This window comes from Ligilactobacillus salivarius DSM 20555 = ATCC 11741, assembly GCF_001435955.1.
GTDB classification, from domain to species: domain Bacteria; phylum Bacillota; class Bacilli; order Lactobacillales; family Lactobacillaceae; genus Ligilactobacillus; species Ligilactobacillus salivarius.
Map to the genome: position 1 here is coordinate 1 of NZ_AYYT01000028.1, position 14,417 is coordinate 14,417.

Annotated in this window: 23 protein-coding genes; all 23 read left to right on the forward strand. The window is 31.0% G+C overall.

Annotated features, from left to right (window positions below; all coding sequences use genetic code 11):
* Positions 1 to 231, forward strand: a 231-nt coding sequence (locus FC55_RS09980) for a hypothetical protein (RefSeq protein WP_081036630.1), incomplete at its 5' end; no start/stop codon positions are given.
* A gap of 313 nt (positions 232 to 544) precedes the next feature.
* Positions 545 to 751: a hypothetical protein gene (locus FC55_RS09050; protein ID WP_003699206.1), complete on the forward strand. Its 207-nt coding sequence runs from the start codon at positions 545 to 547 to the stop codon at positions 749 to 751.
* A 19-nt stretch (positions 752 to 770) separates the two neighbouring features.
* The gene (locus tag FC55_RS09055) at positions 771 to 1,079 is read left to right on the forward strand and encodes a hypothetical protein (RefSeq protein ID WP_003699205.1); all 309 of its coding nucleotides are present in this window, start codon (positions 771 to 773) and stop codon (positions 1,077 to 1,079) included.
* The gene (locus FC55_RS09060) at positions 1,072 to 1,974 is read left to right on the forward strand and encodes a hypothetical protein (RefSeq protein WP_003699204.1); all 903 of its coding nucleotides are present in this window, start codon (positions 1,072 to 1,074) and stop codon (positions 1,972 to 1,974) included. Before FC55_RS09055 ends, FC55_RS09060 begins: the two co-directional genes overlap by 8 nt.
* A gap of 161 nt (positions 1,975 to 2,135) precedes the next feature.
* The gene (locus FC55_RS09065; protein ID WP_003699203.1) at positions 2,136 to 2,360 is read left to right on the forward strand and encodes a hypothetical protein; all 225 of its coding nucleotides are present in this window, start codon (positions 2,136 to 2,138) and stop codon (positions 2,358 to 2,360) included.
* A gap of 16 nt (positions 2,361 to 2,376) precedes the next feature.
* The gene (locus tag FC55_RS09070; protein WP_003699202.1) at positions 2,377 to 2,556 is read left to right on the forward strand and encodes a hypothetical protein; all 180 of its coding nucleotides are present in this window, start codon (positions 2,377 to 2,379) and stop codon (positions 2,554 to 2,556) included.
* On the forward strand, positions 2,549 to 2,719 hold the full coding sequence (locus tag FC55_RS09955; protein ID WP_003699201.1) for a hypothetical protein: 171 nt from the start codon (positions 2,549 to 2,551) through the stop codon (positions 2,717 to 2,719). The genes FC55_RS09070 and FC55_RS09955 overlap by 8 nt, the downstream gene beginning before the upstream one ends.
* 26 nt (positions 2,720 to 2,745) lie before the next feature.
* Positions 2,746 to 3,027: a hypothetical protein gene (locus FC55_RS09075; RefSeq protein ID WP_003699200.1), complete on the forward strand. Its 282-nt coding sequence runs from the start codon at positions 2,746 to 2,748 to the stop codon at positions 3,025 to 3,027.
* A 38-nt stretch (positions 3,028 to 3,065) separates the two neighbouring features.
* Positions 3,066 to 3,272: a hypothetical protein gene (locus FC55_RS09080; protein WP_003699199.1), complete on the forward strand. Its 207-nt coding sequence runs from the start codon at positions 3,066 to 3,068 to the stop codon at positions 3,270 to 3,272.
* A gap of 2 nt (positions 3,273 to 3,274) precedes the next feature.
* On the forward strand, positions 3,275 to 3,496 hold the full coding sequence (locus FC55_RS09085; RefSeq protein WP_003699198.1) for a hypothetical protein: 222 nt from the start codon (positions 3,275 to 3,277) through the stop codon (positions 3,494 to 3,496).
* On the forward strand, positions 3,496 to 4,251 hold the full coding sequence (locus FC55_RS09090) for a hypothetical protein (RefSeq protein WP_003699197.1): 756 nt from the start codon (positions 3,496 to 3,498) through the stop codon (positions 4,249 to 4,251). Before FC55_RS09085 ends, FC55_RS09090 begins: the two co-directional genes overlap by 1 nt.
* Before the next feature lie 36 nt (positions 4,252 to 4,287).
* Positions 4,288 to 4,728 (forward strand): single-stranded DNA-binding protein, encoded by a 441-nt coding sequence (locus FC55_RS09095; RefSeq protein WP_003699196.1) that lies wholly within the window; start codon positions 4,288 to 4,290, stop codon positions 4,726 to 4,728.
* A 12-nt stretch (positions 4,729 to 4,740) separates the two neighbouring features.
* Complete coding sequence (locus FC55_RS09100; RefSeq protein WP_003699195.1) at positions 4,741 to 5,583, forward strand: DNA/RNA non-specific endonuclease; 843 nt, start codon at positions 4,741 to 4,743, stop codon at positions 5,581 to 5,583.
* A 111-nt stretch (positions 5,584 to 5,694) separates the two neighbouring features.
* Positions 5,695 to 6,723 carry a ParM/StbA family protein gene (locus FC55_RS09105; RefSeq protein ID WP_003699194.1) on the forward strand — a complete coding sequence of 343 codons (1,029 nt, stop codon included), beginning with the start codon at positions 5,695 to 5,697 and terminating at the stop codon, positions 6,721 to 6,723.
* 14 nt (positions 6,724 to 6,737) lie between these two features.
* A complete protein-coding gene (locus FC55_RS09110) occupies positions 6,738 to 7,028 on the forward strand; it encodes a hypothetical protein (protein WP_003699193.1) in 291 nt (96 codons plus the stop codon).
* A gap of 244 nt (positions 7,029 to 7,272) precedes the next feature.
* Positions 7,273 to 7,587, forward strand: coding sequence for a DUF5592 family protein (locus FC55_RS09115; RefSeq protein ID WP_003699191.1), 315 nt, complete (start codon positions 7,273 to 7,275; stop codon positions 7,585 to 7,587).
* A 5-nt stretch (positions 7,588 to 7,592) separates the two neighbouring features.
* A complete protein-coding gene (locus FC55_RS09120) occupies positions 7,593 to 8,195 on the forward strand; it encodes a hypothetical protein (protein WP_003699189.1) in 603 nt (200 codons plus the stop codon).
* A gap of 12 nt (positions 8,196 to 8,207) precedes the next feature.
* Positions 8,208 to 10,154 carry a hypothetical protein gene (locus FC55_RS09125; RefSeq protein ID WP_003699188.1) on the forward strand — a complete coding sequence of 649 codons (1,947 nt, stop codon included), beginning with the start codon at positions 8,208 to 8,210 and terminating at the stop codon, positions 10,152 to 10,154.
* On the forward strand, positions 10,151 to 10,369 hold the full coding sequence (locus FC55_RS09130; protein WP_003699187.1) for a hypothetical protein: 219 nt from the start codon (positions 10,151 to 10,153) through the stop codon (positions 10,367 to 10,369). Before FC55_RS09125 ends, FC55_RS09130 begins: the two co-directional genes overlap by 4 nt.
* A gap of 15 nt (positions 10,370 to 10,384) precedes the next feature.
* On the forward strand, positions 10,385 to 11,590 hold the full coding sequence (locus FC55_RS09135) for a phage tail tip lysozyme (protein WP_003699186.1): 1,206 nt from the start codon (positions 10,385 to 10,387) through the stop codon (positions 11,588 to 11,590).
* Entirely contained in the window at positions 11,580 to 12,197 is a 618-nt protein-coding gene (locus tag FC55_RS09140) for a hypothetical protein (RefSeq protein ID WP_003699185.1), read from the forward strand. Before FC55_RS09135 ends, FC55_RS09140 begins: the two co-directional genes overlap by 11 nt.
* Positions 12,194 to 12,811, forward strand: a complete 618-nt coding sequence (locus tag FC55_RS09145; protein ID WP_003699184.1) for a hypothetical protein — start codon at positions 12,194 to 12,196, stop codon at positions 12,809 to 12,811. Before FC55_RS09140 ends, FC55_RS09145 begins: the two co-directional genes overlap by 4 nt.
* A gap of 189 nt (positions 12,812 to 13,000) precedes the next feature.
* Positions 13,001 to 14,389: an ISLre2 family transposase gene (locus FC55_RS09150; RefSeq protein ID WP_003699183.1), complete on the forward strand. Its 1,389-nt coding sequence runs from the start codon at positions 13,001 to 13,003 to the stop codon at positions 14,387 to 14,389.
* Positions 14,390 to 14,417 lie beyond the last annotated feature (28 nt).

Consider the following 14,417-nt stretch of genomic DNA (forward strand, 5'->3'; position numbering starts at 1 on the left):
CGAAATAAAGTTGCTTTAGCTTTAAGAGCGTTAAGTATATTGAATGTTGTACTTATCTTGGCGATTTTTCTAAGAGCTACATACCTATACATTTATTTAGGTTGGACTATTAGTACAGGAGCATTTTTAGTAGCTTTATTAGGAACGATTGCAATAATAATTATTGAAGTCTTACACGATAAAGCAGTAGATTATGGAAATAAAATTTATAATCAAAAAAGAGAATTTTAAGCATTAAAAGGTAGCTACGGCTACCTTAAATTATTATATAAAGGTATCTTAAGCTACCTTGAGCTACCTTTTAATTTAATGCAATTTCTTAATTAAAAATGAGATGTGTTAGTTCCGACCTCCACCTACACCAACTAAACCCGCAAGCGGGAGGGTTCCATTCGACTTCGTCTCATTGCACAGGCACCCTGATAGCATATCTTAATCAAATGTTACAAGGCAGTCTAAAGTGGCAGAGCCATCCTTGTAACATTTGATCAATCTATGCTACCAAAGAAAATGTAAGCTACATTTGATAAAGGAGGTAAATATAATGATCTTACCTAAAATACCAATGAATATATATTTTAATGATGATGATAGGCTTTACTTATTAGCTACCTCGTTAGATGAGATTAATGATTTTGAAGTAAGTGAAGATAATCAAGGTTTATTTATGAGGCGGATTAAAGAAGCTGAGAATATACCTGAAATTGTGAATATATTGGCTGATTACGATATGGTTTGTCAGGAATTTTAAAATAGAAAGGCTGAGTATTATGGATTTATCAAAGAGACTATTTAAGCAAGAATCCAAAATTGAAATAAAAAAGCAACCATTTTATCGAAATAAAGTTGCTTTAGCTTTAAGAATATTAAGTATATTGAATATTGTACTTATCTTAGCAATCTTTTTAAGAGCTACATACCTATACATTTATTTAGGTTGGACTATTAGTACAGGAGCATTCTTAGTAGCTTTATTAGGAACAATTTCAATAATAATTATTGAAGATTTACATAATAAAGCAGTTGATTATGGAAATGAAATTTATAACAAAAAGAGAGGTTTGAAGAAACATGAATAATTTAGCAATGTTATTAAACAATTTTAGATACAAGATGATTGGAACTTTTGTTGGAGCAGACAATGAACCTAATATTCAAAAATCAACGGGGAAAGTATTTTATCACCCAGTTGCCTTATTTAAAGATATTTGTTTAGAAGATGGGACACCAGTTATTGATAAGTACTGGTTTAACTATGTTACTGGTTTAAGAAGACTAGGAAAACTAGAACCAGGAACAAGACTTAGTTTCTTCGTTTACTGTGAAAGGAATCGAGTAATTGTTGAATTGAATAAAGATGAATTTGGATTGATGGATTCACTATCAGTGCCAACTAATTTTGAAAGAATTGATGGAAGTGTAGGAGAGCCAGTTCCCGTAGAAGAACGACCAATGTCAGGTTATATTTTTGTTAAAAATAAGCAAAAAAATACTGTTTTTGATGAAAGACAACAATGGTACGTAGATCAGTATATGGAATGGAAGCACCAAAATCCTAGACAAGCAGAAGAAGATTTAGAAAACTTTGAAGTTGTTAAATCAGAAAAATTATCTAGAAGAAGTAAAGAACGTTTTATTGTTGTAAGTAAGGTTACAGGCGAAATTCTAGATACAGGAGATGATCGAAAGGGATATACATCAGTAGCTAGTGCTTACGCAGGATTTGATTACAAGATGAAATATTTAAATCCTAGAATTAGATACCGTAGAAGATGTGCAAAGAGATTTTTACTACAGCATGGTGACTTTGACAAAAAATTAATGGATATTTTTGATGAGATTGATAATAAAGGGTCATGGGAAGGATTCATGATTTTTGATGAAAAAATTGTTGAGTATCTATTAAATGATGAAGGATATAATGACTTAGAATTTAAAGCTAAAGACTTATATGAAGCATGGAATACCTTATAGTGTCACTAAAAACGCATTTTCTCTATGGTCAGATAAAATAAGCTAAGTAAATGAATTAGGTGGTGATTACTAAATGATAAATGTAGTAGAGTTAAAAAAAACAACTAGAAGCAGTTAATGAAGAAGTACATGTAGAAATTAAAGAACATAGTGCAATTACAATGTTCAAAGATCGAAATGGAGTAGAGATAGAAGAACAATTAAGAGGTGACATTGAAGTTTACTTTATGGGAGTTCCTGTTTTAGGAATAAAAACCTTGCAGCCGAATGAAGATGAAGAAAAAAGTAAGAAGGCTTTAGATGTTGAACCTGGTTTTTATAATCAGAGTGCTGGTGAAATCTTAATAGAGCTATTGAGCATAGCTAATAGGTACGTAGACGATTAAAAAGGAGAGTTAGAAAATGGAGATTATAGATGAATTTAGTACAACAAGTGACTTAGGTGGAGTATTGATAGGAAATACTTATAACGGAAAGAGAATAATCAATATCAGAGTAAACGATAGTGTCTATATTTTGCCGAAGATTGACAAAAATTTTGAAATGTTTGTTGATGAAAGTGAGGGAGAAGATAATGAATAAGAAAGACAATAATTCTAAAACAGTTCTTTTAGAACTAATTACAGCAGGTATCTTTTATCTCAAGCTGATTTACCTTGATAATTCAGTCGGTGCTTATATTGGCGATAGTATTTATATGATATTCATGTTGTTTTTATGTTGGTCGTCAACATCTAAAGATTAGGGACAATGATTAGAGGTGAATAAGTAATGGGATACGAAGATTTTAAAAGTGAAATTGAGAAAATAGATAATAATTTAACTGTAGAACGTTATGACGAGGATCAAATAGTGATGATTGGGCCGACTTTGCAAGATAGAAAAGCTGGTGATGTTGAGATCTTTGTTAATGAAGACGTATCTGTTTTTAGAATTACTACTGATGATAATGATCATTGTTTCTTAAAGATTAACATTGGAGTTGATATTACAAGTTTTGATACATTTTTTGAAATTCTCAACTTAATTAAAGAATATATGGAGAATCTATAGAAACTTAATTGGTAATTAACTTATTGGAGGAATTTAGTATGACTGAAATACAAAAATTAACTAAGCAACGTGATTTAGTTGCAGCTGCATTTAACGCAATTGAATCAAAAAGTAGGGCTTTAGCAGTAAATGCAGAAGATGATGAGAAAAAACAAGCAGACGCTTTCGGTGAGTTGTTAGATTTTATACAACAGACCAATAGTAAGCTTAATAAAGAACTTTCTAAGCTGGAAGAAGGTGAGTAGTTATGATTGTTAGGAAATCACCTAGACAGAAGAAAGTAGAGTTGATGTTTGTTAAGAGTTTAAATAAGACAGCTCCTGGTAGTGAAAGAGAATTCTTCGAACTATGGAAGACAGGTAAAATTGATACTCTAAAACTAATTGACTTTAGAAATTTTTATACTATGCAAGGTGAGAGGTGGGGCTATGAAACAGGTTATCAAGATGGTTACATGGAGGATAGGTAATGTTTACTGAAAAAGAATTTAACAGAGTATATGGTGAATTAAAAAATAATCAAGCTGCTATCCTAATTGATTATCATGCTTGGTTTCCTTGGTTTGAAGGATTACGTGTAGAGTTATTAGATGGTGATAAGAAAATTATTTATGATAGTTTAGACAATACTATAACAAAGAGAAGTTTTCCTAATAAAAACTATGTAAAGCTTCATGGAAAGAATGGTCGCAAGCATTATCAAGATGGCTTAGCATATGTGAGTACAGTAGATGTGATTAATAAGATTAGAAGTATTAGATTTTCAATTGTTGGTTTATATGAAGATAATACACTTTATGTTGTTGAAAGTGCCACAATAGCTGTAGATCTACAAGTAACAGAAAAACTTAAATATGTAGAATTAGAATTTGTAAACTTTACTCGCTTAGAATTTGACCCCTTCGGAGATAATAGCTATTTTGCAAAAGTTAGATATTGGTTGAATATTGATAGAGAAGAAAATCAAACAACGTATATATTAGGGAAGCGTTATACAAAATATGAAGAAGCTGTTCTTTCAAAAAAAGAAGTTAAACAATTATATTTAGAATCTAATCATAATTACCCATTAGAAATTATCGAGGAAACGCTGAATATAGAAGATTTGGGTTTAATGAGTCCTAAAGGAGATAGTATTGAAGAAATCAAATTAGTTGACAAAGATAAGCAGTCGATAGATAAGAAGAGAATAAAAATATTTGCAAAATCAAAATTAAATAAGTAATCAATTATAAAGTAAGAAATTTTGGAGGAATTTATTATGAATCATGTAAGTTTAATTGGACGTTTAGCCAGAAATGTAGAAGTTAAGAATACACAATCGGGATCACAAGTGGCTAGATTCTCTTTGGCAGTCCGTAGAGAATATAAGAACAAGGCAACAGGACAATATGAAGCTGATTTTATTAACTGTACAGCATGGGGAAGAAATGCTGAATTTTTACAAAAATATACAGCTAAAGGAAAGCAAGTTGGAATTGAAGGATCATTACAAGTAAGTTCTTATGAAAAAGATGGGCAAAAAGTTTACTCAACTGATGTAGTTGTAAGCAAAGTTACATTAGTTGAAAAAGTTGAGAGAGATAACTATACAGGAGTGGCTCAAAATCAAGAACAACATATTGAAAATGGCAATGAGTATGGTTCATATGATGATTATGAAGTTTATCCTGATGATCCAGGTTATGATGTTGGATTCTAAGGAGGGTTGCTAATGAAGATTGGTAAATTATTGGTAGTAGGAGCTTTAGCAACTGCTTTATCAGGTTGTAGTCAACCAGTAAATGATAATTATGTTACTACAGCTAATCATACGAAAATAAGCAAAATTATTAAATCAAAGCTAACAGCTAAAAATAAGCAAAATGTTAGTGACACACCGTCAAAGCAATTAGCTAGTTCTGTTTTAAGTGAAAATGTTGTAAGTAATTTAGGTGGGAAAAATAGTTTGAAATTTAACGGTCATGGAGCTTTCATTGTAAATGATAATCATACTAGCCTAAATGCTAAAGTTAATGCAGCTCCTTATGCTCAAAATCAAGTCGATAATTTAGGTAGAGCAACTGTTGGAAATGCCCTATTAAATAAAACGAGTCGTCAATATCGTAATCGACAAGAAACAGGTAATGGAGCAACTAATTGGAAACCTGCAGGGTTTAAACAGATTCTGCACCTTAGTGGAAAGTACAATCATGCTTACGATAGAGGACATTTATTAGGTTATGCTTTAGTAGGTAATGTTAGAGGTTTTGACGCTTCGGAATCTAATAAAGCCAATATTGCTACTCAAACAGCATGGGCAAATGAGGCTAGAGAGTCTAATTCAACTGGGCAAAATTACTATGAAGGATTAGTCAGGAAAGCCTTAGATAAAAATAAAACAGTACGTTATCGAGTAACTAACCTTTATACAGGAAATAATGTAGTTCCTTCTGGAACACATTTAGAAGCAAAGTCTAAAGACGGGTCGCTAGAATTTAATGTGTTTGTACCTAACGTACAAAATGGAATCTTAATTGATTATCAAACTGGTAATGTAACGGTTCAAAAAAGGTAGCTTAGGGTAGTCTAAGGTAGCCCAAGCTACCTTTAAAATGAGCAAACAAAGGTATCTCAGGGTAGCTTGAGCTACCTTTGGTACTAATAAAAATAAATGGAGTGATTTAAAATGGAAATTTTTTCTTTGGATCTTGGTAATAAACAAACAAAACTAAAAAGTAGTAAAAATGAATATGTTTTACCTTCACAAATTTTAAATGGTGAAGATATGCCTCAACAATTAAGTGATTTTGGCAAAAAGAGAGATATTAATTACTTTAAAGTACCTTTTGATGATAGTGAATGGATTTGGGGTAAAGATTTATCAACCTTAAAACGTGATGATTATCTTCAAGACACATTAATGCACCAAAATAGATATTCTAATGATACATTTAAGTTATTAGCTAACTTTGCTCTAGGTTTATTGGCTACGGATTTTGAAAAAGCTGTAGAGAATATTTTAGAAGTTACGGTAGTTACAGGGCTGCCAACTGATGACTATAATAGTCAAAAACAACTTAAAGATTTATCTAGTATTTTAAAGGGACAGCATCAAATTGAAGTTGATGGTGTAACTTACACAGTAAGAGTGAAGCACGTTTTAATTATCCCTCAACCAGTAGGAACATTCTATGATGTTCTGTTAGATGATGAAGGTGTTTTGGTAAATGATGAATTGCTGGAAGAGAAAGTAGGGATTGTTGACGCTGGTGGTGGAACTATTCTAATAGATACATTGCTAAATTTTGAATTAGATAAGCGTAATCGTCGACAATATGCAACAGGGGCAAATGACTTATATGAAGCAATTATGAGTCAAATGGACGGTAATGTAAGTTTGTATCAAATCGAAAAAATGGTACGTAACGGAATTAAAGAAAGAAAATTTAGTTATCGCTATTCTAAGAATCATATTGAAGATGTAACTGATCTAGTTGAAAAAGAAATTACTAATTTTACTAGACGATTAGTAAGCAATCTAAAGTCAACTTTTAAAGATATAGATAGTATTGATACATTAATCATTACAGGTGGATCCGCTAATTTAATTAATCAGCGTTTAATTGTAGACTTCTTTGAAACTGCATATTTTGTTAAAGATTCAGAGCTTGCTAATGTTAGAGGATTTTATAAATACGCACTTACAGCTGAATAACAGGGGTGAGTCAAATGACTAGAAAATTATTAAAGCAAGTTAGTATTAAATTTTATGATAATCCAGAAGACAAGCTTCTGTTAGAATATTTAGTTCAACCACATATTAATCAAACTAACTTATTAAAGAGCTTATTAAAACAACATATTGCTGGTAATAAGTTCTCGCCAGAAAAAAGACAAATAGTTGATGTTTTAACAGATGATAGAGATAATGAAAAGATAGAATTTAAAACTGAATCTAAAAAAGTTAAAGAATTACCTAAGAAAAAGTTCAAAGGTGGTTTCAAGGGTTTTATTTCCTAGTTTGTTGCTACTAACAAATTTAAAAAAGAAATTGTTGTTTGATTTAGATAGTAATGTTATAATGTAGTTACAACTTATGTGATGTGATTTTTTCACTAATCAAAACTAGATAACATTATTGATATTGATGAACCAGCAGGTTTAACGTTTTAACGTTAGACCTGCTTTTTTTGTCATAAAAACAGTACTTTTTATTTTTCACGTTATGATATAGGCATTATGTAGTGAGAAAGAAGGTCTATAGATGAACAATAATGAAAATAAAATGGGAAACGATTATGGAATACCTAGAGACATTTATGCTCACGCTAAATATTTAGGTGTATTGCTAGTAGATATTTTAATAGTGCTAGGAACTCCATTAGTAACTTTTGTTATTGGAACCAACATTTTTCCACCAAACGCCATTACGCACATTATAGTATTTCCTATAATTAGTACATTTTTAGCTGTGTACTTAGTTTTACCAGCTAATGGTGGGAAGAAAAACTTTAATCAAATTATGTTGAATCTTAGGAGACACCGATTTTTATGGATTAGTTTTGAAAAAGGAGATTAAAAGAAATGGCCAAAATAATTTCTAAAAAAGATAAGAAGTTCCAAAACTTAGTAGAAAACTTTCCCACAATTGATTTAATACCATTTAAGCGTATTTTAAATAATTCTGGAGAATATATTGAATTAGTAGAAGGTGGATATTTACAGATTATGGAACTACCTTCAAAAGATACCTATTCTTTAGGCGAAGATGAGGTAAATAGAACTTTAATTAACTGGTATGGTTGGTTATCAAGATTCTCAGAAGATTTTACAATCCATACAACTAAACTACCAACTGATACTACGAATCAAATTAATTATCAAAAAAGCTGTTTAAACCAGGTTAGAAATGAAATAAAAAACTGTACGGATTCAAGATTATTAAATCAATTACGTGATCGAGAACAATTACTGTTAGAAGAAATAAATGTTGAAGGACTAATTAGAAATAAAATTTACAATGTTGAATTTTTTGCCTTTCTCTTTGGAAAAACTAAGAGAGAACTTGATGAAACAGTAAGAAAATCAAAAATATATGGAAATAATGATTTTGTTCCTAGAGAAATCAGCAGGGAGAAAAAAATTCAAATTTTACAACAGCATAATAATTCGAATGAAAAGCTTTAGGAGGGTAAAGAAATGGGATTTCTATCTAAAAATAAGATTAAAAAGTACCAGGAAAAAGGCTATGATTTAGACTTTCTCAGTAAAGTTCAACCTAAAGGAAATATAGATTTTAGAACAGATCGTTATTATTACAGTGGCAGCGGCTACAGTACTGTTTTACACGTTTACGGATATCCAACGAATGGATTAATGAATTTTTGGCTACAAGATTTAATGTTAATTGACGGTACTAGAGCTTTTTTATCAGTATATCAAGAAGATAATAGACATATTAAGAAGAAACTTGAATCTTCAATTGGAGAAAAGCAAAGCCGAATATCAGGAAAAGCTAAGGCTACTCAAAATCAACAAGAATTAGATGAAATTAGAGATATGGCTGAACTTTATAGAGAAATCAGTCGGCAAAATATTACGATTTTAGGTATCTATGTTAGAATCTTTGTTTCTGCTAGTACGGTAGAAAAATTATTTAAGAAAGTTGAAGAAATTAAAGATAAGGCGTCAAATTTCAAAATGACAATTCTAGTTGGTGAATTGGATTACGAATATAAAGCACCATTTATTCCACCATCAAAACAAATTGAATTGCCTAATAGACGTAGAGGAACAATTATCAAAGCTTATGATTTAGCTGGTGGGTACTTCTTTGATCATACCAAATTAGAAGATCAACATGGATCTTATTATGGTTATACAAGGACTAATGGTGCAATTAACTTTAACTTTTTAGAACGTGATAATCGTAGAACTCGTTCATTTATGTTTATTTCTGGTAACCCTAATATGGGACAAACTACCTTTTCTTTAAAGGTCAATGATGATTTATATTCAAAGGGACACTATATCAGAAATTTTGACGCTTCAGGTAAATTTAGTCAACAAACTCGACAACAATCAGGATTAATTTTAGATCTTTCAGGTGGTCAAAATCGCATTAATCCTTTTCAAATCTTTCCAACAGTGACAGCAGCTAATGGGATAGATGTTGATGAAATGCGAAGCTTTGAGTTACATGTAGAAAAATTAAAAAATATCTTTAAAATGCTTAATAATCAAGCTACAGGGGACGACATGAAAGTCTTTGAAAATGTGTTAACAGATTTTTATATTTCAAAAGGTATTTGGTTTAGAAATCCAACTGTACATGTTAATGATCTTAGAGCAACACAAATTTCTAAAGAAGAGTACCCTGTATTATCTGACTTTGTAAATTATTTATATGATACAGAACGAAGATTAACCATGAGACGTACAGTATCACCTTATTTATTGGCATCAATTTCAAGAATTAAGCAAACCTTTGATACTATGCTGCAAACACAAGCTGCTATTTTTGAAGGAATTACTGAGTTTCAGGATATATCTAAAGAAAAAGTAGTTACTTTTGATTTTTCAGGATTAAAAGGACAACCTAGTATCTTTAATGCTCAAGTATTCTCAGTACTATCTTTAGTTTCAGCAGATGTTACTAATAACGGAAAAAGATGTAAACAAATTATGCTACAAAACCCACAAATTCAAGAAGCAGATTTACCACACTATGTTGTAAATATTGCTGACGCTCAAAATCTAATTACACCTAAGTATCAAACCAGTGTTGATTTACTAGCCGATATTATGGACGGTATGGGGGAAAATTTTGCTGGAGTAATTATTTCAGTTCATTCATTACAAGGAATCTTGTTTGAAAAAGGAGCTAATAATTATAGTGCTGATTATGCTACGGCCGTAAAAAGAATTTTTGGCCTAATGCAATATCGAGTATTCGCTCAAACTAACGAAACTGACTTGCCATTATTAGCTGAAGCATTAGCTGGTTCTATGAGTCGCTCAGAGTTGGAAACTCTAGTAAATCTTGAAAAAGGCGATTTATTTATGAATATTGCCAGTGTAGGCAACGTTGTATTCCATCAAGAATTGATGGATAACGAAGTATCCAGGTATGGAGGCATAAGATGAAATGGAAACAAAAAGAAACTCTTAAAAAAAGTTCAATAACAGGAAAAGTTAATCATCTTATTACACAAGAAAAGCTGAAATATCAGTATCATAAAACAGAATTTTTAAATCAAGATAATAGTGAGCAAATTAAAAAAGATAAAGATTTTGTTAAACAAGGTGGCTTGTTTATAGTAGTAGCTTTTATAATTTTTAGTTTAATTTTTCTGCTGTAAGGTGGTGGCTATTTTTTGGTTAATTTAGTTAAGAAAAAAATTTATACGATTAGTGGCATATCTATCTCAATATTAGTTATTAGTGTAATGATGATTTTTATCCTATTAGGAGCAATTCTTGGTGATAACAATAATGATTGTGATACCAGCTCTGACAGTGATTTTGATGTCAATGTAACTGGAGTTGCTGGTGGCGATTGGACGGTTAAAGGAACTGAATCATACAATACTGCTAAAACAATTTTTGATTTTATGACTAAAAAAGTAGGTATGTCAGGTGCTGGTGCAGCTGGAGTTGTTGGTAATGCCCTGGTAGAATCGGGATTTAATCCCAAAGCTTCAAATGGTACTCACTTTGGTTTATTTCAATGGACTCAAAATCGCTTAGAGGCTGGAGGATATATTAAATCAGAAGAAGATAAAACTGTTGAAAATGAATTGAAAGTATTGAAATATGAGCTAGATCATGGCTATAAAACTGCTAAAGTTCAAGTTGGTAAAGCAAGTGATCCTTCGACCGCTGCTAAACTATGGGACGATGATTTTGAAAAATCAGGTGGTCAAGCTTTAGCTAAAAGACAAGCTGGTGCCGTTAGAGCTTATGAGCTATTCGGTGGAGCAAGCATTAATGTTGATGATAGTATTCTTGGTAGTACGGTTGATGGTGCCAATGCAGGTGAACAAGCATTAGCAGACGAAGAAAATACCAGTTGTAATGACGGATCTGTTGTAGTTTCTGGATCATGGATTTGGCCTTTTAGTAGTGTACCTAAATCAGGCCCAAAATTAGTAGCAGCTCAAAAATTTGGAAATGACGGTGGATTTAGAACTAACTCGTTCCATGACGGAGTGGATTTTGGTGACGCAACCTACAATGGTGACATTCATGCTGTTCATGGTGGGAAAATTTCTAAAATTGTTAAACCAGGTGAATATGGTGTTGGTTTCTATTTAGTTTGGGAGACAACAGATGATGGTTATGGTATTTCTTATCAGGAATTTGGTGATATGAATGATATTTCTGTTAAAGAAGGAGATACAGTTAAAACTGGTGATAAGATCGGCGTATCAAGGTCAGGTGGTGAGGAGTACTCTCACCTTCACTTAGGGATATCCAAAGAAAAAGACTTAGGAAAAGCTTTAGGAAAATCATTTACAGATGATGGTACTTGGTTAAATCCTGTAGAAGTTATCAAAAAAGGCTTAGATAATGATAAATAAACGAGGTAATGAAATGAACAACAGGAAATTAATTTTAATTTTAATAGGAATTACTATAATTAGTTGGATAATAACTATTTTATCTATTCCGAAAAAGAATGAGTTAAATACTGTTAGAGAGCAACTGTCGCAAATAGAAAGACAAATTGCAATTAAAAGGAGAACGGCCATTGCTGATTCACCTTTAAGTAATAAATTTGACTTAGTAAATGCCCAGCAGAAAGCACAAACTAAGCTTAAACAAGCTTTTTCAGTAATGTATGGAGGATTACATTCAAAAAAAGATGTTAAAGAAAATACAGCTATGTTTAAGCAAATTTTAGGAGTTCAGTTAATGGATAAAGGATTAACTGACGCTATGAGTGGAGATAACTTTTTTATTGAAAAAAATGACTCAGTAGATGTAGTGTTTGGAGATATTAGTGATAAGACTGATACCACTATTCAAGTCATTGTGTCATATAAAATGAAAGGTAGAAGTGAAACGCAAGAAGTTAATAAGGAGGCAAATAGCTATACTCAAATTTACACATTGCATTATGATTTAGTTCAACAAAAGGTGAACTCGTTTAGCAGTCAGTCAATCACGAGGGGGAGCAATAAATGAAAAATAAAGGATTAGTTAGTATTTGCATACTTTTGGTAGTTAGTTTAATAATGACAGGAATATTTAGGATTGAACAAAAGAAGATAGATCATCAAGAACTAGAGTATACACAAAAGTTAAATAAAAAACAAAAAGAATTAGCAACTATTAGTAAAGTAACAAATGACGAATTATTGCAAAAAGCTCCTTATGATGATACACGTCAACAAGTTGTAACAAGTCAAAAAGTAGATGAAAAAGCAAAAAAATTATTTGAAATCTTACTAACTTTTGGTGATTCAAAAGAATATAGGGCTAGAAAAGAAAAAGCACAGTCTTTAGTTACAAATAATGTTTTAAATGATTCGAAAATATTTGGATCCGATAAAGATGTATCAGGCAAGAGTTATATTGATACATTAAAGATTTACTCAACTTATAGAGAATCTAAAGTATATAGTTCGTTAGCTGATAATGATAATATGACGGTTGTTGTTAACGTTAGTTATTCCTCTGGAAGAGATAATTTACCTGAAGCAACTAACCATGATGTTTATAAGTTACAATACAATTTAACTCAAGATAAATTTACAGATATTAAAAAAATAGGGAATACGGATACTGTTACTGACTAATTAAGCAGATATAGAATAAGATTATTAACGCTCAAAATATAGTATTTCAGAGATACTATGTTTTGAGCGTTTTCTTTTTAACCTCCATAATCAAAGTGATATAATATAAAATACAATGTTATTTAATGTTTTACAATGTTATTAATATATAATTAACTGATAAATTGAGAGTGTTTGGGGAGATTTGTCATGGATAAATTGGGAAATAAACTTATTAAAATCATTTTAGAATCTGATAATAGTATAGATATGGAAAAAAACATATATCAAGCTATATCAGAAGTAATTGTAGAGATTGTCAGTGAAGCTTTGGAAAAAGTTGATGATAAATTAGTTAATAACATGAAGGTGCAAGGGTATGAGATAGAACGTAAAGATAAGCGTAAAATACAGTTTCTTTTTGGAGATGTTACTTTTACAAGAAGACTATATAGAAAAGGAAAAAAGTATAAATATGCCTTAGATGAATGTTTATGCTTAAAGTCTTATAAACGTTATTCTTCTTTAACAGAAGCTAAATTTGCAGAAATTTCTACGAGCAGTTCATTTTCTAAATCTGCTGAGGCAATTAACAAAGTATCTACACTGAATGTTTCTCCCAGTGGAGTACATAAAATAACACAGAGAGTAGCAGCTAAGGTTATAGAATATACTGAGAAAAATAAGAAAAAGTCTAAGGTAAAAAGGAAAGTTCCTATTCTCTTTTTGGAAGGTGACGGATTAATTATTAAAAGCCAGAAGAAGAGACGAATATCAATTCATAGATTCCAAGTACATGAAGGAGTTATAAAAGAGGGAAATAGGACAAAAACAATTAATTTGCATAGATGTACAGATACCTCCAGAAGAAAAGCATATAAGGACATGTTACGTTATTTGCATGATAATTATGATTTGACAGATACAATTGTTTTAACCAATAGTGACAATGGTTCGGGATATGAACCTGAAGTTTTCCAAGAATTAACGTTAGAGTGTAAGCAGCATGAACATTTTCTAGATAAATATCATCTTAATCGAAAAATAGAGGAACGCATGTATTTTTGCGACTTTGAATTAATCAAAAAAATGAAACAAGCAATATATGAATATTCAAAAAAAGATGTAGAAATAGTATTAGATACAATGGAAGCAATTGCTGTTATTAAGAAGGATCATAGTCAATCTAAAAGAGCTACAGAAAAACTAGCAGCTTATTTAAGTCGTAACTGGGACTATATAAAACCACTTAATTTACGGGAAATTGAGGGTGTTTCTTCTAGTAAAGGGTTAGGAATATGTGAAAATAGCCATAGGCCTTATGTTTATCGCATGAAGAGACAAGGGAAAACATGGTCTCCTGGAGGGGCTAAAAATATGGTTAAATTAATAGACTCTCTCGAGAATAATATCTTTGAAGAAGCAATTAAAGCTGATAATAAAAAGGAAAATTTGGATAGTATTCCAGAACCTAAAATAAACATGAATGATATTTTATTAGACCGATTTGTTGAGCATACAGCTGTTAAGAATGGTAAGATTAATAGTGAAAGTAAAAGTAGTCCATTGGGAATAATTAAAAAAATATTTAACTCCTAATATTTCATTGACATAGTGGGCGAGATAC